This window comes from Pleomorphomonas oryzae DSM 16300 (genome assembly GCF_000422965.1).
GTDB lineage: Bacteria > Pseudomonadota > Alphaproteobacteria > Rhizobiales > Pleomorphomonadaceae > Pleomorphomonas > Pleomorphomonas oryzae.
In genome coordinates, this window is record NZ_AUHB01000004.1 from 253,446 (window position 1) to 274,483 (window position 21,038).

General features: G+C 64.3%; 24 protein-coding genes. 4 read left to right on the plus strand and 20 right to left on the minus strand.

Annotated elements, in window-relative coordinates; translation table 11 throughout:
* Positions 1-6: 6 nt before the first annotated feature.
* Complete coding sequence (locus G522_RS30005) at positions 7-549, minus strand: gamma-glutamylcyclotransferase (protein WP_026790732.1); 543 nt, start codon at positions 547-549, stop codon at positions 7-9.
* Between the two features lie 153 nt (positions 550-702).
* Here G522_RS30005 and G522_RS29505 point away from each other — a divergent pair, with 153 nt between their 5' ends.
* On the plus strand, positions 703-1,701 hold the full coding sequence (locus tag G522_RS29505) for a DUF2125 domain-containing protein (protein ID WP_026790733.1): 999 nt from the start codon (positions 703-705) through the stop codon (positions 1,699-1,701).
* On the opposite strand, the gene G522_RS0108870 is transcribed toward G522_RS29505, so the two are convergent.
* The 3 genes from G522_RS0108870 to G522_RS0108880 all read right to left on the minus strand — a co-directional run bounded on the left by G522_RS0108870 (position 1,693) and on the right by G522_RS0108880 (position 4,781).
* On the minus strand, positions 1,693-2,634 hold the full coding sequence (locus G522_RS0108870) for a prephenate/arogenate dehydrogenase family protein (RefSeq protein ID WP_026790734.1): 942 nt from the start codon (positions 2,632-2,634) through the stop codon (positions 1,693-1,695). The two genes, G522_RS29505 and G522_RS0108870, sit on opposite strands and share 9 nt — an antisense overlap.
* Positions 2,631-3,737, minus strand: coding sequence for a histidinol-phosphate transaminase (gene hisC, locus G522_RS0108875; RefSeq protein ID WP_026790735.1), 1,107 nt, complete (start codon positions 3,735-3,737; stop codon positions 2,631-2,633). The genes G522_RS0108870 and hisC overlap by 4 nt, the downstream gene beginning before the upstream one ends.
* Positions 3,738-3,836: 99 nt before the next feature.
* A complete protein-coding gene (locus G522_RS0108880) occupies positions 3,837-4,781 on the minus strand; it encodes an AEC family transporter (RefSeq protein ID WP_026790736.1) in 945 nt (314 codons plus the stop codon).
* A 172-nt stretch (positions 4,782-4,953) separates the two neighbouring features.
* Here G522_RS0108880 and G522_RS29510 point away from each other — a divergent pair, with 172 nt between their 5' ends.
* Together G522_RS29510 and G522_RS0108890 are read left to right on the plus strand one after the other, a co-directional pair.
* A complete protein-coding gene (locus tag G522_RS29510; protein WP_245586625.1) occupies positions 4,954-5,370 on the plus strand; it encodes a YbhB/YbcL family Raf kinase inhibitor-like protein in 417 nt (138 codons plus the stop codon).
* 12 nt (positions 5,371-5,382) lie between these two features.
* The gene (locus tag G522_RS0108890; protein WP_026790738.1) at positions 5,383-5,601 is read left to right on the plus strand and encodes a SlyX family protein; all 219 of its coding nucleotides are present in this window, start codon (positions 5,383-5,385) and stop codon (positions 5,599-5,601) included.
* Between the two features lie 89 nt (positions 5,602-5,690).
* Here the strand turns inward: G522_RS0108890 and G522_RS26200 are convergent, their stop codons facing one another.
* The 13 genes from G522_RS26200 to argH all read right to left on the minus strand — a co-directional run bounded on the left by G522_RS26200 (position 5,691) and on the right by argH (position 17,298).
* The gene (locus G522_RS26200; protein ID WP_051228465.1) at positions 5,691-7,382 is read right to left on the minus strand and encodes a methyl-accepting chemotaxis protein; all 1,692 of its coding nucleotides are present in this window, start codon (positions 7,380-7,382) and stop codon (positions 5,691-5,693) included.
* Between the two features lie 135 nt (positions 7,383-7,517).
* Positions 7,518-8,138 (minus strand): urease accessory protein UreG, encoded by a 621-nt coding sequence (ureG, locus tag G522_RS0108900; protein WP_026790739.1) that lies wholly within the window; start codon positions 8,136-8,138, stop codon positions 7,518-7,520.
* Positions 8,135-8,830 (minus strand): urease accessory protein UreF, encoded by a 696-nt coding sequence (locus G522_RS0108905; RefSeq protein ID WP_036838613.1) that lies wholly within the window; start codon positions 8,828-8,830, stop codon positions 8,135-8,137. The genes ureG and G522_RS0108905 overlap by 4 nt, the downstream gene beginning before the upstream one ends.
* A complete protein-coding gene (locus G522_RS0108910; RefSeq protein WP_026790741.1) occupies positions 8,823-9,458 on the minus strand; it encodes an urease accessory protein UreE in 636 nt (211 codons plus the stop codon). Before G522_RS0108910 ends, G522_RS0108905 begins: the two co-directional genes overlap by 8 nt.
* Positions 9,455-10,681 (minus strand): MFS transporter, encoded by a 1,227-nt coding sequence (locus G522_RS0108915; protein ID WP_026790742.1) that lies wholly within the window; start codon positions 10,679-10,681, stop codon positions 9,455-9,457. The genes G522_RS0108910 and G522_RS0108915 overlap by 4 nt, the downstream gene beginning before the upstream one ends.
* A gap of 79 nt (positions 10,682-10,760) precedes the next feature.
* Positions 10,761-12,476, minus strand: a complete 1,716-nt coding sequence (gene ureC, locus G522_RS0108920; RefSeq protein ID WP_026790743.1) for an urease subunit alpha — start codon at positions 12,474-12,476, stop codon at positions 10,761-10,763.
* Between the two features lie 77 nt (positions 12,477-12,553).
* Positions 12,554-12,859: an urease subunit beta gene (locus tag G522_RS0108925; RefSeq protein WP_026790744.1), complete on the minus strand. Its 306-nt coding sequence runs from the start codon at positions 12,857-12,859 to the stop codon at positions 12,554-12,556.
* Positions 12,860-12,870: 11 nt separating this feature from the next.
* Entirely contained in the window at positions 12,871-13,122 is a 252-nt protein-coding gene (locus tag G522_RS0108930; RefSeq protein WP_026790745.1) for a DUF1272 domain-containing protein, read from the minus strand.
* 4 nt (positions 13,123-13,126) lie between these two features.
* On the minus strand, positions 13,127-13,429 hold the full coding sequence (locus G522_RS0108935; protein WP_026790746.1) for an urease subunit gamma: 303 nt from the start codon (positions 13,427-13,429) through the stop codon (positions 13,127-13,129).
* A 14-nt stretch (positions 13,430-13,443) separates the two neighbouring features.
* Positions 13,444-14,313 carry an urease accessory protein UreD gene (locus G522_RS0108940; protein WP_051228466.1) on the minus strand — a complete coding sequence of 290 codons (870 nt, stop codon included), beginning with the start codon at positions 14,311-14,313 and terminating at the stop codon, positions 13,444-13,446.
* 95 nt (positions 14,314-14,408) lie between these two features.
* Positions 14,409-15,677, minus strand: a complete 1,269-nt coding sequence (gene lysA / locus G522_RS0108945; protein WP_026790748.1) for a diaminopimelate decarboxylase — start codon at positions 15,675-15,677, stop codon at positions 14,409-14,411.
* A 10-nt stretch (positions 15,678-15,687) separates the two neighbouring features.
* Positions 15,688-15,885, minus strand: a complete 198-nt coding sequence (lptM, locus tag G522_RS0108950) for an LPS translocon maturation chaperone LptM (RefSeq protein ID WP_036838615.1) — start codon at positions 15,883-15,885, stop codon at positions 15,688-15,690.
* Positions 15,886-15,918: 33 nt separating this feature from the next.
* Positions 15,919-17,298 (minus strand): argininosuccinate lyase, encoded by a 1,380-nt coding sequence (argH, locus tag G522_RS0108955; RefSeq protein ID WP_026790750.1) that lies wholly within the window; start codon positions 17,296-17,298, stop codon positions 15,919-15,921.
* Positions 17,299-17,328: 30 nt separating this feature from the next.
* Between argH and tlpA the strand changes: the two genes are divergently transcribed.
* Complete coding sequence (gene tlpA / locus G522_RS0108960) at positions 17,329-17,964, plus strand: thiol:disulfide interchange protein TlpA (protein WP_026790751.1); 636 nt, start codon at positions 17,329-17,331, stop codon at positions 17,962-17,964.
* Between the two features lie 17 nt (positions 17,965-17,981).
* Here tlpA and G522_RS0108965 read toward each other — a convergent pair whose 3' ends face one another.
* The 3 genes from G522_RS0108965 to G522_RS26205 form a co-directional block, all read right to left on the minus strand.
* Positions 17,982-18,236, minus strand: coding sequence for a hypothetical protein (locus tag G522_RS0108965; protein ID WP_026790752.1), 255 nt, complete (start codon positions 18,234-18,236; stop codon positions 17,982-17,984).
* Between the two features lie 318 nt (positions 18,237-18,554).
* The gene (locus tag G522_RS0108970; protein ID WP_026790753.1) at positions 18,555-19,751 is read right to left on the minus strand and encodes a CobW family GTP-binding protein; all 1,197 of its coding nucleotides are present in this window, start codon (positions 19,749-19,751) and stop codon (positions 18,555-18,557) included.
* Positions 19,752-19,765: 14 nt separating this feature from the next.
* Positions 19,766-20,923, minus strand: coding sequence for a D-alanyl-D-alanine carboxypeptidase family protein (locus tag G522_RS26205; RefSeq protein WP_051228467.1), 1,158 nt, complete (start codon positions 20,921-20,923; stop codon positions 19,766-19,768).
* Positions 20,924-21,038 lie beyond the last annotated feature (115 nt).

Consider the following 21,038-nt stretch of genomic DNA (forward strand, 5'->3'; position numbering starts at 1 on the left):
TCCAGTTCAGTCCGGCAGGATCGGGCCCGGTTCCGTGAGCGCCGCGACCACTCGTTCAAGCGCTTGGTCGCGGATGCCCATATCCTGCAATCGCTTCAGCGTCGCCATGACGTAGTCGACGTTCGGCCCCATCGCGCCGGCGCTCCGGCGGATGATGTCGAGCATCTCCTCGAACTCGAGACCGCCGGCATATTGTTCATGGGTCTGATTGGCGACGTAGACCAGAGCGCCAATCGTCTCGCCGCTCTGCAGCCGTGCCGGCCGGACGACCTCGTGGTAGACCATGGAGATCTGCTCGCGCGCCCTGAGATAGGCGATCACCGCCTCGCGATCCGCTTCGGCCACCTCGAAGGCGACGCCATGACAGGAGCCGCCGCGATCGAGGCCGAACACCAGGCCGGGATTGTCCGGCGTGCCGCGATAATGCGTCGAACGGACACACAGCGCACGTCGGACGCCATGCATCCGTGCCTGTTCCGCCCTCAGATATGGGAAGCCGGGGTTCCACATCAGCGAGCCGTAGCCGAACACCCAGATGCTCGCGTCCATCCTTCAGCTCCGTTCCGACCTATCCAAATGCGTAACATCCCATCAGGCGAATGCAACGTCCGGCGAAGACGATTCCATCTTTCGCCATATTACTCTAGTGGAAGGAAGGTGAACGGTGCGTCCACGGGGACGCGTGTCTCGCGGGGAAGCGTCATGAATCGGACGATACGGTGGGGCCTCTGGACGATCGTCGTGATTGCCATTCTATGGACCGGCGTATGGTTCGGTGCCCGCTGGTGGCTGGGCAATACCGTTCACAAGTCGATCGCCGACCTTTCGGCGACAAACGGCACCACCGTCGAGTGTCCCAACGAGGCGATCGGTGGCTGGCCTTTTCAGCTGACCATCACTTGCGGCGATGGCCTCGCTGTCGCTCTTCCCGACGGCGGGAAATTGACGAGCGCAAAGGCGCATGGCGAGGGATCGGTTTTTAATCCCCGGCAACTCGATTTCCGCTTCGCTGCGCCCATCACCTACACCACGCCCGACGGTCGACGGTTTGACCTCGTCGCCAACGAACTCGCCGCCAGCATCGGTTTTTCCAACAACCGGGCCAACCGGCTCGCCTTGAAGACCAGCGATCTCGCGGCGACCGGACCGCTCGCCGGCGGCACCGAAGGCAAGTTGACCATCGGGCGCGGCGACCTCCTGCTGTCGCGCGTCGCTGAACGGCCCGATGATGCCGACATCGCCGCCACCATTGATGGCCTCGGTGTCGCCGTCGGCAATACGACGCTGACACCCGTTCCCGTTCGCTTGACGCTGGCCGCCACCCTTGCCGAGGCCGACATGGCGACGGCTGGCCCCGCGGCGCTCGCCGGCTGGAAGGCGGCGGGCGGCAAGCTCGCCTTGCATCGGCTCGCCGCTGAACTCGGCGGCGCCACGCTGACGCTCACCGGCGAAGGCACGGTATCGGAAACCGGTCTGGTGGAAGCCGAGGGGAAAGTAACGGGCCGCGATCTCAACGCGCTGGCGATTGCCGCAGCGGCCGGCGGCCGCAGCCTGACACCAGAAGTCGCCGGCCTCGTCATGGGCTTCGTTTTCATGGGCACGGCTGCCGATGACGGCGGCCGCTCCATCGGCCTCAAGGTCGCGGACGGCGTCGTCTCGGCCAATGGGCGGGAGATTGCCCGGATCGCGCCGCTATTCTGATGGGGGCTTCGGTGGCGCCTTGTGGGACCGGCCAAAATCGGCCCCCGGCTCGTCCTGACCGAGCGTCAGAATGCCACGGCGGATGGCGCGCGTCCGGCTGAACAGATCATAGAGCCGGTCGCCCTCACCCCAGCGGATCTGCCGCTGCAACGCAAACAGATCTTCCTGGAAGCGCCCCAGCACCTCCAGCACGGCGTCCTTGTTGTGCAGGAACACGTCGCGCCACATGGTGGGATCGGATGCGGCGATACGGGTGAAGTCGCGGAAACCACCAGCAGAGAATTTCATCACCTCGGATTCGGTGACTTTCTCAAGATCGGCGGCGGTGCCGACGATGTTGTAGGCAATCAAGTGCGGCAGATGGCTGGTGATGGCCAGGACCAGATCATGCCGCTCGGCGCTCATGCACTCGACGTTGGCGCCCATGCCGGCCCAGAAGGCGACGAGCCGGTCGAGCGCCTTGGGATCGGTGCCTTCGTCCGGGCAGACGATCGACCACCTGTTGACGAACAGCTCGGCAAAGCCGGCGTCGGGACCGGAATACTCGGTGCCGGCCACCGGGTGAGCCGGGATGAAGTGAACGTTGTCCGGCAGATGCGGCTTCATCTGGCGGACGACGGAGCCCTTCACCGAACCGACGTCGGAGACGATAGCGCCGGGCTTGAGGCGCGGCGCAATGGCCTCAGCCACCGCCTCGGCAGCACCCACCGGCACACAAGCGATCACCAGATCGGCGTCCGCTACCGCATCGCCGGCAGCGGCGTGATAACTGTCACCGAGCGAAAGTTCCTCGGCCCGCTTCAGGATGACCGGCGACAGATCGGAAATGGCGATCTTGTCGACGAGGCCATTGAGGCGGGCCGCCCGGGCGATAGACGAGCCGATCAAGCCGATACCGATGATGGCGAGGCGGGGAAAAAGTGTGTCGGTCATGCCGCCCCCTTCATGAAAACCGTCAGTACCTCGACGAGCCGGCGGCAGGCCTCTTCCGAACCCACGGTCATGCGGAGCGCATTGGGCAGGCCATAGCCGCCCACCTTGCGTACCACCACGCCCTCGGCGAGCAGGGCCTTGTCGGCGGCGTCGGCCGTCTTGCCCGTCTCCGGGAAATGCACCAGCAGGAAGTTGGCAACCGACGGCGTCACCGTCAGGCCGAGCTTGCCGAGTTCGGCCGTCAGCCAGGCGCTCCAACGCAAATTGTGCTCGACCGCCGCCTCGACGAAGGCGCGGTCGCGCATGGCGGCGGCACCGGCGGAGATGGCCGCCGCATTGAGGTTGAACGGCCCACGCACCCGCTCCAGCACATCGACGACGGCCTTGGGGCCGTAAAGCCAGCCGATGCGCAGCGCGGCGAGGCCATGGATCTTCGAGAAGGTGCGCGTCATTACCACGTTGTCGGCCGAGGCGACCAGCTCGACGCCGCTCTCGTAATCGTTGCGGCGGACGTATTCGGCATAGGCGGCATCGAGCACCAACAGAACGTTGCCGGGCAGACCGGCGTGCAGCCGCCGCACCTCGGCCATCGGGATGTAGGTGCCGGTGGGATTGTTGGGGTTGGCAAGGAACACCATGCGCGTCCGCGGCGTCACCGCAGCAAGGATCGCGTCGACGTCGGTGGTATAGGCGGTCTCCTTGGCGACAACCGGCGTCGCGCCGGCAGCCAGGATGGAGATGCGATAGACGAGGAAACCGTGCTCGGAATAGATCGCCTCATCATCCGGCGACAGATAGCACTCGGCCAAGAGGTGCAGGAGTTCGTCCGAACCGTTGCCGCAGATGACGCGGTCGATGTTGAGGCCGTGGGTTTCGGCAATGGCCTGCCGCAGTTCGGTCGACGATCCATCCGGATAGAGTTCGAGTTTGCCTGCCACCTGCCCATAGGCTTCCAGCGCCTTGGGGCTCGGCCCCAGCGGCGTCTCGTTGGAAGAGAGTTTGTAGAGCTTTTTGCCCGGCGCCGCCTTCGATCCACCGGGAACGTAGAGGTCGATATCGAGAATGCCACTACGAGGGACGGGGACGAGAGAAGTATCGGACATGGGACAACGCCTCGAAAATACCGGCGCCCGTCATACGGCACACATCGCGGACGCGCAAAGGAAAAGCTGAATCAAGCCAGACTGGGTTTCGGCGAATTCTCAACCCAACAGCCAAGCCCAGAAAGTCGTCGTCACCACACCGACAGCCGTGGTGATGGTGATCGATGACGAAGCAAGGCCGTGACCAACGCCGAAGCGGTTGGCGATCAGCCAGGCATTGATGCCGGTCGGCACCGACGAGGTCAGCACCAGCGCCGCCGTCCAGGTCGCGTCGAGGCCGAGCAGGCGGCTCGCCGCGTAAACGGAGGCCGGCAGAAGGAACAGCTTGAACAGCGAGGTGACGAGCGCCGGCCTGATGCCATCGGAGATGCCGTATTTCATCAGCGCCATGCCGAGCGAGATCAGCGCCGCCGAACCGGCGATATCGCCGATATCGTTCACCACCGTGCCAACGACGCCGGTGAGCGGCAGGCCGGTCGTGCGCCACAGCGAGCCGAGCACCAGACCGACCACCAGCGGATTGCGCACGAGATTGCAGCCAACCTGCTGGAGCACGGCAGTAATCGATTGGGCCGAACGACCGCCAGTCTGCCGTTCGGCCTGCTCCATCAATACGGTACCGGCGATCATCATCACCGGCAGATGGGCGCAGAGCAGAATGGACAGCGCCACGACGCCATCATCGCCGACGATGCGCTGGACGAGCGGCAAGCCTATGAATAGGTTGTTGGCAAAGGCGGAGCTGACGCCTGCCAGTACGCCGATGCGTGCGTCACGTCCGAACAGGCGGGTTATCGCCAAATGGCCAGCCGTCCAGGTGACGGCGACCCCCGAAAAATAGGCCACCCAGATCGTCCAGGGCGAACTTCCCTGGACATGCGCCACCGCCACGGTCTTGAACAGCAGCGTCGGCATGGCAATGGTGAAGACGAAATCGGAAAGCCCGTCACCGACCTCCGCCTTCATCACCCTGAAGCGGACGAGGAGATAGCCGATCAGGATCAGCAGAAAGATCGGCAGAACGTCGAGAGCAATGGCGATCACGGGCGGCAACCAACGCTGGCCGAGGAAATGCCGACGGCTGCAAGGCGCGGCGGAGATCGGCGGGGAATAGACTTTCTGCCTACTCTGCCAGTCGCACCGCCCGCAAGGCCGAAGCAATGCGGATCGGTTCGCTCGCTTGCCTCCGGAGACCTCCGGTGACAAAATCCCGCGCATGTTCGAGAGGATCGCCATGCTGAGATGCCTTGCCACTGCCGCCGTGCTGGTGGGCTTCACCCTGCCTGCCGCCGCCTTCGAACTCTCCTTCGCCTGGGGCGATACCCCGCCCTGCGACAGCGGCCGACCCGCTGTGGTGGCGAGTCCGGAATTTCAATTGGCCAACGTGCCCCCCGGTACGCGTGTGATCGCCTTCGAGATGACCGATCTCAACGCGCCAGACTTCCGTCATGGGGGCGGTACGGTGCCTTATGCCGGCAATGACACCATTCCCGCCGGAGCTTTCCGTTACCTCGGGCCGTGCCCACCGGCCGGACCGCATCGCTACATGTGGACGGCGACCGCCAGGGACCGTGGCACCACCTTCGGCCGTACGCTGGGCGAAGCAACGGCCACACGCTCTTTTCCCCACTGACCGAGGCGAGACATGACTGTGCAATCCATGGAAGCGCGGATCGATGCGCTTGAGGAAAAGATCGCCTATCAGGATCAGGTGATCGACGATCTCAATACCGCCGTCACCGACCAATGGAAGGAGATCGAGACCATGAGACGCCTGGTGGCGAACCTTCTCGACGAGGTCAAGGAAATGGAACTGGCGGCGCGGGCAACACCGGGCCGCGAACCACCGCCGCCTCACTACTGAATCAAATCAGCGGCTTAAAGACAGTCCACGCAATAAAAAAGTCTTCCGGTGGGTGTCACCGGAAGACTCCATTACAAATGAGACCGCTGTCAGGCGGCGCGCATCTCGTGCATCAGCCGGTCGACCTCGGCCTGAAGCGCCTTGCTATCACCCAGCATTCGACGGGCCTGCGCCGCCACTTCCTGCGACTTGGAGTCGGAGGCCTCGGCATTCTCCATCAACTGGGTCATGTCGCTCGCAAGACTACCCACGGCGGTAAGCGTTGACGAAATGGCCCGGGTGATCTCGGATACGGCGGCGTTCTGCTGATCCAGCGTCGCGGCGATCGACGAGGCGACCTCGTTGACGCGCTCGATCGACTGCTCGACCGTGCTGGTCGCCGTCACGGCCTCGCCGGTGGCCGACTGGATCACGCCGATGCGGCGGGAAATCTCGTCGGTCGCCTTGGAGGTCTGGGCAGCCAGCTGCTTCACCTCGGACGCCACGACCGCAAAACCCTTGCCGGCCTCGCCAGCCCGCGCCGCCTCGATGGTGGCATTGAGAGCGAGAAGGTTGGTCTGGTCGGCGATTTCCTGAATCAGCGCCACCACCTTGCCGATCTCGCTCGACGCTTCGTCGAGGCCACGGATCACTTCGGTGGCCCGGGCCGTCTCACGCACGGCTCCGCTAGAGATGGCTGCAGCCTTGTCGACCTGAGCGACGATCTCGGAGATTGAAGCCGAGAGCTCTTCGGCAGCGCTCGACACGGCCTGCACATTGTCCTTTGCCTGCCGGCCTGCTTCGGCCGAAGCTTCGGCCTGACGACGGGTGTGATCCGACACGGCGAGCAAATCCGAGGCGACGCGTTCGAAGCCGGTTGCCGTGCTTTCGATGCCCGACGAAGTCTCGCGGAACGATTTGTCGAAGCCATCGGCAAGACCGGTCAGCGCATCACGCCGTGCCCTTTCCATGGCCGCGGCGCGCGCTGCCTCGGCATCGGCTTCAGCGGCGATGCGTTCGCGCTGCAGATCGCGGAAGCGGGCAACGGCGCGGCCAATCAGCCCGATTTCATCCTTGCGCGCCGCACCGGAGATCTCGGCGTCGAGATCGCCGCCCTGCAGCCGATCCATCGAACGGGTCAGACGGGAGAGCGGACCGGCAATGCCGCGCGCCACCACGAACGACAGGGTACCGATCATGATGAGCGAGGTGAGGGTGATGAGGCCAATCCGGCGGGTGCTGGCGGAAAGCGACGCCTCGATGTCGGCGACGTGGAAGCCGGTGCCGAGCATCCAGTTCCAGCCCTCGATACCGGAGGCGTAGGCGAGCTTCACCGACGGCTCCTTGTCGCCGGGCTTCACCCACATGTATTCGTAATTGCCGCCGCCGGACTTGGCGATCGCCAGCAGGTCGCGCACGATCATCTTGCCATTGGGGTCCTTCATGTCGATGAGGCTCTTGCCCTCGAGTTCAGGCTTACCCGGAAGGAGAATGTTCTGGCCGTTTTGGTCGTAGATGAAGAAATAATTCTTGTCGGGACCGAAACGCACCGGCCTCAGCACCGCCTTGGCGGCCTCCTGAGCATCAGCGATGCTCATCTCACCTTTGGCGGCGCGGTCGCGAAAACCCTCGATCATCGACCGAGCCGTCTCGACCTGGTCCTGGAGCTCGAATTTCTTCTGCCCCAGTAGCTCCGAACGGAGATCGGCGTAGCCAAGGTAACCGATCGTCGCGAGCCCGGCGATCGCCAACAGAACGATGGCGGCGATCTTGGCGGATACGGAGTGAATGCTGAACATCATGCGCGCCTCGGCGGTATTCTCCCACAGACTGGGACAATGATCGTTTAGGCGGCGGCCGTTAACTTTGACTTACAGAACATGTTCAGGGCGCGAAATTATTGCCAAAAAGAACTAAACCCAACTCGCTGGGTAAAGTTAGCCGACGAGGCCGCCCTCTTCTTCGATGAAGCGGACGACATCCGCAACATTGTGACCACGACGAACATCCGTGAATACGAAGGGCCGTCCCTTGCGCATCAGTCTGGCGTCTCGATCCATGACCTCGAGCGAGGCACCGACATAGGGAGCCAGATCGATCTTGTTGATCACCAGGAGATCGGAACGGGTGATGCCTGGCCCGCCCTTGCGCGGGATCTTGTCGCCGGCCGAGACGTCGATGACGTAGATCGTCAGGTCGGCCAACTCCGGTGAGAAGGTCGCGGCCAAGTTGTCACCACCCGACTCGATGAGAATGAGATCAAGGTCTGGGAATTTTTCGTTCATGTCGGCAACGGCGGCCAGGTTGATCGACGCGTCCTCGCGGATCGCCGTGTGGGGGCAACCGCCGGTCTCGACGCCGGCGATCCGCTCAGGCGGCAACGCGCCGGACCGCGTCAGGAATTCGGCATCCTCGCGGGTATAGATATCGTTGGTGATGGCGGCGATCTGATAGCGGTCGCGCAGGGCCTTGCAGAGCGCATCCATCAGCGCGGTCTTGCCGGACCCCACCGGACCACCGACACCGATACGCAGGGGACCGTTGGCTGTCTTGGTCATGAGCGGAACAACCTCGTGTACTGGGTTTCGTGGGCCATGGAAGCAATGTCGGCCCGTAGGCAGGCCCCGCCGATATCATCGAGCGAGGCGATCAATGCATCGGCCGCGACGGCGGAAATGACGGGAGCAAGATCGCGGATCACCCGCTGCCCGTCGGTCTGACCCAGCGGCACGGCGCGCACCGCTGCCGAGACGAGATTGGCGGCAAAGGCCGTGAGATAGGCCTCGACCGTCTCGATAAGCGGCAGACGGTGATCGGCGGCAGCGACGGCGAGCGCGACCGGATAGGCGATCGGATGAGGCAAAAGGCGCTGTGCGAGTTCGACGAGCATCGGCGCCCCCCAGGTATCGGCGATGGCCGTTACAAAAGCACGTCCCTGTGCACCGCTTTCAAGGCGCCGCTCCCTAGAGGGCTGGAGCGCATAGGCAAGCTCGGCGATATCGAAAAGATCTTGCGCCCGATCTTCGGAGGCGGCGCGAAAGGCGGCAGCCAGCAGGATGGCGTCGCTACGGCCGGCGCCATGGCGAAGAATGTCGGACAGCCAGGCAGTGAGCGCCGCCGGGGACGTGACCGTGCCGTCCTCTACGGCCCATTCGAGACCATGGCTGTAGGTGAAGGCGCCAACCGGGAAGGCTGGCGACAACCAAGTCATCAAGCGAGACAGCACCGCCCCGACCGGGAGTTCATTCATGCTTATGGCCATGCCCGTGGGCATGATCGTGCTCGTGTGAATGATCATGGCCGCAGCCGCAATCATCGCCGTGGGCGTGTTCGTGGTGATGGTGAGCGTCGGCCTCGCCATGGTCGTGGTGATGACGTTCCGGTCCGTGCTCGTGGGTATGCTCATGCTCCCCATGATCGTGATCATGATCGTGCCCATGGACCTCGCCATGACCATAGGCGCCGCCCTCCGGGTCGAAAGCGGCCAGCACAGGCGTTACCGTGGCGCCGAGCCCCTTCAGCATGTCCTCGATGACGTGATCGTAGCGGATGCGCAGCCGGTCCCCGAGGAACTGGGCCGGCAGATGCCGGTTGCCGAGATGCCAGGCGACACGGACGAGGTCGGCCGGGCTGGCGGCGGTGATCTCAAGCAGACGCTCGGGCACCGCCTGCACGAGGATCAACCGGCCATCCTCGAGCTCAAGAGCATCGCCGTCCTTCATCACGGCGGCCTCCTTGAGATCGAGCAGGAACACGGTCTTGCCGATGCACCGCATGACGAGGCGGCGGCGGTGGCGATCGTCGCGCTCAAGGGTCAGCGTATCGGCCGGGGCACCGGACCAGGTGCCGGCGGGAAGGATGCGAGTGGCGGTGATCATGGCATATGGGTCCTGGCGGACGAGGGAAGTGACGGACGGATGAGCTTAGCCAAAAGCGCTGCCGAGGCAAGCGCCGCCGCCATCAGAGCGAGACCGAGCAACGCAGCGGCGGCAACACCGGCTTGGTGGATGAAAGCAACGAAGATCACCGGTGCCACGGCATTGCCGATATTCTGAGGCAGCGCCAGACGGCCAGATTGCCGGGCAAATTCATCGGGCGGGAAGAAGGCCAGCGGCAGCACCGCGCGTGCCATCGCCGAAAGACCGGCGCCGAAGGCATAGATGGTCACAAAGGCCGGTAACAGCCACACGCCGTCGACACCGGCAAGAAGCAGCGCAAAGGAACTCCCCATGAGCAATGCCGCCGCAACCGTGGTGGCGAGCGGACCGGCGCGCCCATCTAGAACCAGATCGGCCGCGCGGGCTGCGATGCTGACCACCGGCCTGATGGTCCCGAGCCACAGGGCGTATTCCACCGAAGCTCCCGCTCCGCGCAGCAGTTCGAGATAGGCGGCGGCCAGACCGAAGGTGGTGAAAGAAAAAGCGACCGAGATGACACCGATGTGGAGAAAGGCGCGCACCTTGCCGTCGGGGCCGAGAAGAATGGCTGGCCGCTGGTTCGCCTCCAACTCAACCGAAGGCGCACCGATTGGCGGCAAGGCAAAGAGGTGCAGCGGCAGGCAAACGAAGAGATGCAGACCGGCCATGGCGAGGAGGGTGATGCGCCACCCGACCACGCCGTCGATGGCGTCGAGGATCGGCCAGAAGATGGTCGAGGAAACACCGGTGAAGATCATCAGCACGCCGATGGTCCGCCGCCCCGCCGCCCCTTCGCGCTCGACGGCCGCCGCATAGGCCGGTACCGACAGCGCCAATGAACCGGCGGCCCCGATCATCGTCCAGGCGATGAAATAACCGATCGGTCCCTCGGCGGCGGCGAGCAGCGCCAGGCCAGTGGTCGACGTCGCCGAACCCAGGACCAGCACGCGCGCCGCGCCCATCCGCCGCACCGCCTCGCCCACCATCGGACCCGTGAGGCCGATCACCAGCATCATCAGAGTCAGACCAAAGAAGGTCATGTCGATGCTGAGGCCGACGTCGGGCGCCATCTTCCTCGCCATCACGCCCGGCATGTCGAAGGTGGTACCCCAGCCGATCACCTGCGTGACAGCAAGCACCCCGACAAGGCGAAGGCGAACCAGAGAAATGGCAAAGGCGGACATGAGGACGGTTTCCGGATCGCGGTATTACCGCGTGCCGTTCTAGCGCGAAAAGGTGCCGACGACGCGACGCCTTTCCTCCTCAGAACAGGAAATATCGCTGCGCCATCGGCAAAACATCGGCAGGCTCGCAGGTGAGCAACTCGCCGTCGGCCCGCACCTCGTAGGTTTCGGGATCGACTTCGATATTGGGCGTTGCCGAGTTGTGGATCAGCGATGCCTTGGAGATGCCGCCGCGGGTATTTTCGACCGGCAGCACCAGCCGGTCGAGGCCGAGCCGCTCCTTGATGCCATTCTCATAGGCATAACGCGACACGAAGGTCACCGACGAGCGGGTCATCGCCTTGCCGAAGGCGCCGAACATCGGCCGGTAGTGCACCGGTTGCGGTGTCGGGATCGAGGCATTGGGGTCGCCCATGGCGGCGGCGGCGATGGTGCCCATTTTCAGCACCAGATCCGGCTTCACGCCGAAGAAGGCCGGCGTCCACAAGACGAGATCGGCGAGCTTGCCCACTTCTACCGAGCCGACGTGCTTGGAGAGGCCCTGGGCGATGGCCGGGTTGATGGTCACCTTGGCGATGTAGCGCTTGACGCGGAAATTGTCGGCATCGGTGCCGACGTCCTCCGGCAGGGCGCCGCGTTGCACCTTCATCTTGTGCGCGGTCTGGAAGGTGCGGATGATCACCTCGCCGATGCGGCCCATGGCCTGGCTGTCCGAGGAAATGATCGAGAAGGCGCCCATGTCGTGCAGGATGTCTTCGGCCGCGATGGTCTCCTTGCGGATGCGGCTCTCGGCGAAGGCGACATCCTCGGGGATCGAACCATCGAGGTGATGGCAGACCATCAGCATGTCCAGATGCTCGTCGAGCGTATTGCGCGTATAGGGCCTCGTTGGGTTGGTCGACGACGGCAGCACGTTGGGAAGGCCCGCCACCTTGATGATGTCGGGCGCATGGCCGCCACCGGCGCCTTCGGTGTGGTAGGCGTGGATGGTGCGGCCCTTGAAGGCGGCGATGGTATCCTCGACGAAGCCGCTCTCGTTGAGCGTGTCGGTGTGGATCATCACCTGAACGTCGTAATCGTCGGCGACCGACAGGCAATTGTCGATGGCGGCCGGCGTGGTGCCCCAGTCTTCGTGCAGCTTCAGGCCGCAGGCACCCGCCTTGACCTGCTCGATGAGCGCCGCCGGCAGCGAGGCGTTGCCCTTGCCCGAGAAGGCAAGGTTCATCGGCAGTCCTTCGGCCGCCTCGATCATCCGCGCGAGGTGCCAGGGCCCCGGCGTGCAGGTGGTGGCCGCCGTGCCGGTGGCCGGACCGGTACCGCCACCCAGCATGGTGGTGATGCCGGCGTAGAGCGCCTCGTCCACCTGCTGCGGGCAGATGAAATGGATATGGGTGTCGAGCGCGCCGGCGGTCAGGATCTTGCCCTCGCCGGCGATCGCCTCAGTGCCCGGACCGACGATGATGGTGACACCGGGCTGGACATCCGGATTGCCGGCCTTGCCGATGCCGGAGATGCGGCCGTCGGTGATGCCGACGTCGGCCTTGTAGATGCCCGAGTGATCGATGATCAGCGCGTTGGTGATGACGGTGTCGACCGCCCCTTCGGCCCGGCTTGCCTGGCTCTGGCCCATGCCGTCGCGGATCACCTTGCCGCCGCCGAACTTCACCTCCTCGCCGTAGATGGTGAAATCCTTCTCCACCTTGACGAACAGCTCGGTATCGGCGAGGCGCACCTTGTCGCCAACCGTCGGACCGAACATGTCGGCATAGGCGGCGCGGGACATGCGGTAGGGCATTGTCAGTCTCCTGAAGAGAACAGCTTGAAACTGGGGTGTCTGGCCCCGTCACGACCGAACGAGGCACGATTGGATGTCTAGAGCTTGCCCATTACCGCCTGCCGGAAGCCGTAGACTTCGCGCTTTCCGGCATAGGGCACCAGCGTCACCGACCGGCTCTGGCCGGGCTCGAAGCGCACGGCGGTGCCGGCGGGAATATCGAGCCGGTAGCCGCGCGCCTTGTCGCGATCGAAGACGAGGGCCGGATTGGTTTCGGCAAAATGGTAGTGGCTGCCGACCTGTACGGGACGGTCGCCGGAATTGGCCACTTCCAGCACCAGCGTCTGGCGACCGGCGTTGAGTTCGATATCGCCGGCTTCTGCGATGACTTCACCTGGGATCATGATCGTTCCTTTCAGGCGGCGCGGGGCGAACAGCGCTCGCCCTTGAAGACGCGGACGGTGGAGGCCGGATTGGCGGCGAGCTTCTCGGCAGGGCGTACCGGCCGGCGGACCAGTTCGCCGCCGCAGTTGGGGCAGACACCGTTCAGAACACCCGTCGCGCAATCGGGGCACCACGTGCACTCGAAGGAGCAGATATAGGCTTCCGCCGCCGGCGGCAGGTCGCGGTTGCAGCACTCGCAATTGGGACGAAGTTCCAGCGTCATGGCCTCACCTGATCGGTTCGTGGACGGTGACAAGCTTAGTACCGTCGGGAAAGGTCGCTTCCACCTGCACGTCGTGGATCATCTCGGCGATGCCCTCCATCACCTGCTCGCGGCGCAGCACCGTGGCGCCGCCGGCCATCAGCTCGGCCACCGTCCGGCCATCGCGGGCGCCTTCGACGACGTAGTCGGTGATGAGAGCCACTGCCTCCGGATAGTTGAGCTTGACGCCTCGTTCGAGACGGTTGCGGGCCACCATGGCAGCGAGGCTGACGAGCAGCTTGTCCTTTTCGCGCGGCGTCAGATTCATAATTCTTCCTCGTCTCAGATCGACCAGGCGCGCGGCAGCGGCCAGCCGGTGAGGGTTTCGATCAGGGGTTCGACAATGGCGCGCAGGCGGCGGCCGTCAAGGGCAAGACAGCGTATGGACATCAGTCCATCGAAGGCGGAGGCACCAGCTTCGATGCCATCTCCGACCAGCGTGGTGATCAGCTCCCGTATGCGGTCAAGCTGGGACGCCACTTCCGGTGCGGCCACCAGAACGCTGGCGAAAGCGCGAGCGCCACGCCCGGTGGCGCCGCCCGACAGAATGGCACGACTGTCGCCGCAAAGGCGCAAGGCGTCGGCATAGACGAGCCGGCCGTCGCGCCGAACGCACCAATGGTCGGTCAGATCGACGGCAGTAACTTCCTCGCCCATGGCGGTGCGGCCGAGCACGATGCTTTCAATGGCGATGAGGCGAGCGTCGCCCAGGAGATCGACGTCGAAGCGGCGTCGGAGACCTGCACCATCGAAAACGATGGTCTCCTGCGGCAGCCAGCGAGCACTCGCTCCGGCCTCCACGACCAGCCGATTGTCGAGTCGGCCGACACCACCGGAGCGGCGGTAGATACGCTCGGCCGCCTGGGTGGTGACGGTGGCCGTGGTTCCCGCGCCGAAATGCGCCTCGAAGGTGAGATGATCGCCGCCGGTGACACCGCCGGCACTGTTAAGAAACACGGCGGCCGGCCCCGAGCCATCATAGACCTTCGGCAGCCGCACCTTGGCGGAACCGTCCTGAAAAAGGTCGGCAAGCCGCGTTTCCTCACGTCCACCGATCTGCCGCAGAGCAAAGGCGACACGCGCCACGCCCTCGGCCCTCTCGAGCCGGGGTATTTCCTTCTGAAGCGACACGGCGGTCGAAACGTCGGCCAAGCTTGCCCCCAAGGCCGCTCCAACGGCACGGCTGCTGGGCAATGTGGCAAAAGGCACGCCAACGGGCGAGCCCAAAACTTGGGCAAATGACGCCGCTAAATCAGCCAGTCCGGCAGGCGATCGAGACCGATCAGATCGTCGTAGGACGGACGCGGACGCACCACCGCCCAGCAATCGCCATCCACCAGCACCTCCGGCACCAGAAGACGGGAATTATAGGTACCAGCCTGGACCGCGCCATAGGCACCGGCCGAGAAGACCGCCAGCAGCTCGTTCGGATGGGCCACCGGCAGATTGCGGTCGCGCGCCAGGTAGTCGCCGCTCTCGCAGACCGGGCCGACCACATCGACCTTCTCCTGCTCGGCGCCGGCCGGCCGCTCGTCGACCGGCTTGATCTCATGGTAGGCGTCGTAAAGGGTCGGCCGCACCAAGTCATTCATCGCCGCGTCGACGATGACGAAGGTCTTCGCCTTGCCACGCTTCACATACTGAACCTCGGTGACCAGGATACCTGCGTTGCCGACGATGAAGCGGCCCGGCTCGATCAGCACCTCGCAACCGAGCGACCGGGTATGTCGGCGCACCACTTCGACGTAAGCCGCCGGATGGGGCGGCGGCGTATTGTCGGTCTTGTAGGGAATGCCGAGGCCACCGCCGAGATCGACGTGATGGATGGTATGACCGGCGGCACGCAAGGCTGCCACCAGTTCGCCGAGCCGGCCGAAGGCGGCATCGAAGGGGTCGAGATCGGTGATCTGCGAACCGATGTGCATGTCGATGCCAGCAACTTGAAGACCCGGCAAAGCGGCGGCACGGGCATAGACGTGCACCGCTTCTTTCCAGGGAATGCCGAACTTGTCCTCGGCCTTGCCGGTGGAAATCTTGGCGTGCGTTTTGGCATCGACGTCGGGATTGATGCGCAGCGACACCGGCGCGATACGGCCGAGGCGGGTCGCCACGGCGGAGAGGCGCTCCAGCTCCGGCTCGCTCTCGACGTTGAAGCACTTGATGCCCTCGGCAAGCGCATACTCGATTTCGCGCACTGACTTGGCAACGCCGGAGAACACGATCTTGTCGGCCGGGATGCCGGCGGCGCGGGCTCGGCGGAGTTCGCCTTCGGATACCACATCTGCACCGGCGCCGAGACGGGCCAGGGTGCCGATCACCGCCTGATTGGAATTGGCCTTCAGCGCGTAGCAGACCAGCGACCGCTCATCGCCGAGCGCCTCGCGGAAAACCCGGAAATGACGTGCGATGGTGGCTGAGGAATAGATATAGACGGGCGTTCCGACCGCCGCGGCAATAGCGGGCACTGCGACGTCCTCGGCGTGGAGCACGCCGCCGCGATAGCTGAAATGATGCAACCGGACCCCCTCAGATGAGACCGTCGAGGATGAAAGGCTTGCTGGGCTTTACCGGCTCCGCGACAGGTTTCACCGCACCCGGATCGTTGGTCGCGGGGGTCGCCGTCTCCGCAGTTGATTTGGGCGTTTCGAGCGCGCCCTTCCGGCCGCAGCCGGTCACTGCGAGGCCGACCATCACCATTATCATCCCGAGACGCAGCACCATCATGTCCTCGATCCGTTTGCTTCGAAGAGGTTATCCTCAGCCGAGGAGCGCCGTCCAGCGTTTCACCTCCGCCCGCACGTTGTCGGGCGCGGTGCCGCCGTGCGACGTGCGGCTGCGGACGGAATTCTCGACGGTGAGCACATCGTAGACCGCTTCGCTGATGCCGTCATGCACCGTTTTCATGTCGGAAAGCGGGATGTCCGACAGTTCTATGCCGCGTTCGGCGGCAATCGCCACCAGACGGCCGGTCACGTGATGGGCGTCGCGGAACGGCAGGCCGAGCACACGCACCAGCCAGTCGGCAAGATCGGTGGCGGTGGAAAAGCCCGAGCCGGCCGCCGCCGCCATGCGCGCTACGTTGGGCACGAGATCGTCGACCATGCCGGTCATGGCCGCGAGCACCAGGGAGAGGCTTTCGAAACAGTCGAAAGCCTGTTCCTTGTCTTCCTGCATGTCCTTTTGATAGGCGAGCGGCAGGCCCTTCATGATGATCAACAGCGCGTTCATGTCGCCGATGATGCGGCCGGACTTGGCGCGGACCAGTTCAGCAGCGTCGGGGTTGCGCTTCTGCGGCATGATCGACGAGCCCGTCGAGAAGGCATCCGACAGACGCACGAAGCCGAACTGTGCCGACGACCAGATAACGATCTCCTCGGCAAGACGCGACAGATGCACCGCGATGATCGATGCCGCCGCCATCGCCTCCAGCGCGAAGTCACGATCGGAGACGCTGTCGAGCGAATTGGCGGTGGGGCGGTCGAAACCCAGGCTGGCCGCCGTCATGTGACGATCGATCGGGAACGACGTACCAGCCAGCGCCGCGGCGCCGAGCGGACATTCGTTGAGCCGTCGCCGCGCGTCCTGCACGCGGCCGCGATCGCGCGCGAGCATCTCGACATAGGCCATCAGATGATGACCGAAGGTGACCGGCTGCGCCGATTGAAGATGGGTGAATCCCGGCATCACCGTATCGGCGTGTTCGCCGGCCCGCTTCACAAGCGCCCGCATCAGATCGGCAAGCTGACCGTCGACATGGTCGAGCGTATCGCGCACCCAGAGGCGGAAGTCGGTCGCCACCTGATCGTTGCGCGAGCGAGCGGTGTGCAAGCGCCCGGCCGCCGCACCGATCAGCTCCTTGAGGCGCGATTCCACATTCATGTGGATGTCTTCGAGGGCTCGCGAGAAGGTGAAATGGCCGCCGTCGATTTCCGCCTTGATCGCGTCAAGACCTTCGGCGATCTTGCCGGCGTCGTCCGCGGAGATGATGTCGCGGGCGGCGAGCATTTCGGCATGCGCCTTGGAGCCGGCGATATCCTGGGCGTAGAGCTTCCGATCGAAATCGATGGAGGCGTTGATCTCCTCCATGATCGCGGACGGACCAGTCGAAAACCGGCCGCCCCACATGCGGTTGCTCATTGGGTACACTCCAGGAACGAGGATCGGTCGATGCCGTTCAAGCCTTCCCGCCGCGTCTTCGCCGCGATTGCGATCGTTGCGGTGGCCGCCAGCTTCGCTGCGGTATACGTGACGGAGAGGGGCGCTGTCGAGAGCGGTGGTCGCTGTGCGGCGGCAACGGCAAAAGCAGCGGCGTTGAAGCCATTCGCCAGCGGCGGTCTTGCCGCCCTGCTGCCTGCCGACGCGCCGGCCGACTTTTCCGATCTTGTCCTTCGAACTCCGGATGGCGGCGAGCGCCGGCTGACCGAGTTCGCCGGGCAGACGCTTGTCCTCAATATGTGGGCGACCTGGTGTGTGCCCTGCCGCAGCGAGATGCCGCACCTCCAAGCGCTGCAGGAAAAGCGCGGGCGCGCCGACTTCCAGGTGGTGGCGCTCAACGTCGATGTCGGCGGTCCCGACAAACCGGCCCGCTTCCTGAAGGAGATCGGTGCCACGTCGCTCGTCGATCTGCGCGACCCGGAGATGCGGGCCTTCAACCAGCTGAAGTCGAAGGGATTGGTGCTTGGCCTGCCCACCACTTTCGTGGTCGACCGCACCGGCTGCGCCCTCGCCTCGCTGGCTGGGCCTGCCGAATGGGATTCGCCCGCCGCGCTGGCCATGATCGAGGCCGCGACGAAAAAGGACTGAGTCGAAGCGAAAAGCTCTCAGGCGTGGCTGCGGCCGGCAAAGCCGAAGCGCGGCAGCAAGCGCTCAAACCACTCGCCGATGCGCTGGAGCTGGTCAACGTCGCTCCCTTCGAGGCGGCTGACGGTGGCCTTGCGACGCTCGGTTGTGCTCATCGCCTGGAAGCGAGCCACGGCTCGCTGATGGGAGGCCTCGACGATACGGACGACCACAGCGTGGTCTCCATCCATCCAGGAAAACAGGAACGACTCCGGCTTGGTAAGGGTGGTCAGCACGTTTTCAATCCCGCCTTGGTCGGGGAGTTCGTAGCGCCCCCCACAGCGCCCGACCACTCCGGTTCCAAGGATCAAACCAATATGGTTAACGGAGCATTAACAGCGAAGCGGTGCAAGTTCTCCGTCATTCATGCACACCGAAAACAACAATGAAAAAAAGCAGTTAGACCAAGCATATAGTTAATTTTAACAGGAAGACCGCTTTAACAAAATTGTGGATAAATTGTTAATTCCCTGCGCGACAGCTTGAAAAGCGGAACTCCCAGCTTTCGGGGCGCATTGGTTTTTGCGTGAAACTACGCATACCGCGCGCCGCAATCAGGCGCGCTGCGACGGTGGCGTAAAGCCTGACAGCGCCAAGGGATTGTCGGTCATGGCGCGACGATCGGGCGTGTCGGGAGCGAGGACACCGGCGAAGGCGTCGAACAGGCGTTTCACCTCGTCTTCCTGGAGATCGTGGGTAATGAAGACGAGCCGCGTCCGCCGGTCGGCGTCCGGCCAAGCGGGAAGGCGAACCGGCGGGTGAAACAATTCCTGCACCGCGTGAACGACCAGCGGCCGCTCCGGATCCTCGGCCAGCCTCACCACACCCTTGAGGCGCAGAAGCTTCGGCCCATGGGCAGCCCGCAGCAGTTCAAGAAACATCTCAAGCGCGCCGGCCGGTAGCGCTTCATCGGAAACCAGCGAGAAGGCGTTGACGCCGTCATGCCGGCTTTCCTCGTCGTGATGGTGATGATGGCCATCATGATCGTGGTGGTGGCTGGGATGGTCGCAGCTTCCGCCGTCGCAATCATGATCGTGATGGTGTTCGCCCGCCTGGGCAAACGCCTCGGCATTGAGCCAGCGCCGGACATCGGCCGTCTTGGTGGCGGGGTCAAACAGGCCGCAGCCGATAAGATCGGCCGGCGCGGCCGTGGCGGCATCGACAACCAGTGCGCCCGGATTGAGCGCCGCGAGCCGGCGACGCAACGCGGGAAGCCGGGCCGCACCCTCGGGAAGGTCGGCCTTGGTGATCACCAGCCGGTCGGCGACCGCCACCTGCTTGACCGCCTCCTCGTGCTCATTGAGCGTCCGGTCCCCGTTGACCGCGTCGACGACGGTGATCACTCCGTCGATCGAATAGCGTAGCGACAGGTAGGGATGGGCGGTGAGCGTGGCGAGTACCGGCACCGGATCGGCAAGGCCGGTCGTCTCGATGACGATGCGGCTCAGCGTATCGATGCGGCCGTTGTCGAGCCCACGCAGGAAATTCTCCAGCGTCGTCACCAGCTCGCCGCGCACCGTGCAGCAGAGGCAGCCCGACGATAGCTCAACGATGCCGTCGTCAGCCGCCTCGACCAGAAGATGGTCGATGCCGATCTCGCCGAACTCGTTGATGATGAAGCCGGTTCCGGCCAGTGCCGGGTCGCGCACCAGCCGGTTGAGCAATGTGGTCTTTCCCGCTCCCAAAAAGCCGGTAACGACGGTGACGGGAATGGCGGGCTTTGGCCCACGCGCGCGGTCGGCTTCCGGCAAGACACGAATCCTTTTTACTTGGCTTTAGCGGTGGGCTTGGGATGCGGCCGTGGCGCCGCCGTAGCGGTTGCCTTTGCGGCAGGTGTCTTTACGTCCTGCGCTTCCACGACGGGCGGCTCCACGGGGTCAGGCATGTCGCTGGCGCCACCGAGGCTGATCGGAACGGGGTCCATCACCTTGAAGCGGGGCACCAGATAGCTCGCCGGCTGATCGTCACCATCGCCGAGATCTTCCCCGACCGGTACCTTGGCGCCTTTCTTGCGCTTGGGACAGGCAAGATCGCGCACGTCGGCAACGGTGCCAGCCACCGGTCCGCGCGGCGCCAGCCGGTCGAGCGTCACCGACGCTGCGGTGGCAGGCGTCCGGAATGATGCTTCGAGCAGGCTGGCCGCCAGTTCGTCGCGCTCCCGCGCCGTCTTGCCGCCCAGGACGATGGTCAGGATCTGCCGACCATTGCGCGTCGCCGTCGCCACCACATTGAAGCCGGATGAACAGATGAAGCCGGTTTTCATGCCATCGGCGCCGGGGTAGCGCTCAAGCAGGTTGTTGTGATTCTGAATGATCTTGCCGCCGAGCGACAGGGCCGTGGTCCGATAGAGATCCCGGTAGCCAGGAAAATCCTTGAGGAGGGCGCGGGCGAGCAGTGCATAGTCGCGAGCGGTCGTCCACTGGTTGGGAACCGGCAGGCCATTGGCGTTGGAAAAGCGGGTGTTGATCATGCCGAGCGACCGCGTCGCGCCGTTCATGCGGGCCACGAAGCCCTCAAGACTGCCGCCGACCCGTTCGGCCAGCGCAAGGGCGACATCATTGGCCGACTTCACCATGATGATACGGAGTGCCGTATCGATGGTCAGCACCGTTCCCGGTTTGAAGCCCATCTTCGAAGGTTGCTCGCGCGTCGCTTCCGGTGTCATCAACACGCCCGAATCGCCCCGGATCTCACCTGCCTTGATGGCGGAAAGCGTCACGTAGACGGTCATCAGCTTGGTAAGCGAAGCAGGATACCACGGGTCGAAGCTCTGATTCTCGGCCAGCACCGCGCCGGTGGCGAGATCGACGGCAAGGTAAGGAGCAGCAACGGCACCGCCAGCCAGATTCAGAAACAGCGGCAGCGCAGCGGCGAGGCGGAAAAGGCGGCGGGCACGGCCACACGGGCCGGAAATCGTCGGCAAGGCTTTCTTCCCGGAAAACATCGTCCACAGACGGGTGTGATCTTAGCCGAAGGTCGTGTTCTCCGCAAAGGCGCGAGACGACCGGCTTTCCCCGAATGTCTTCTGAAGGCGGCCA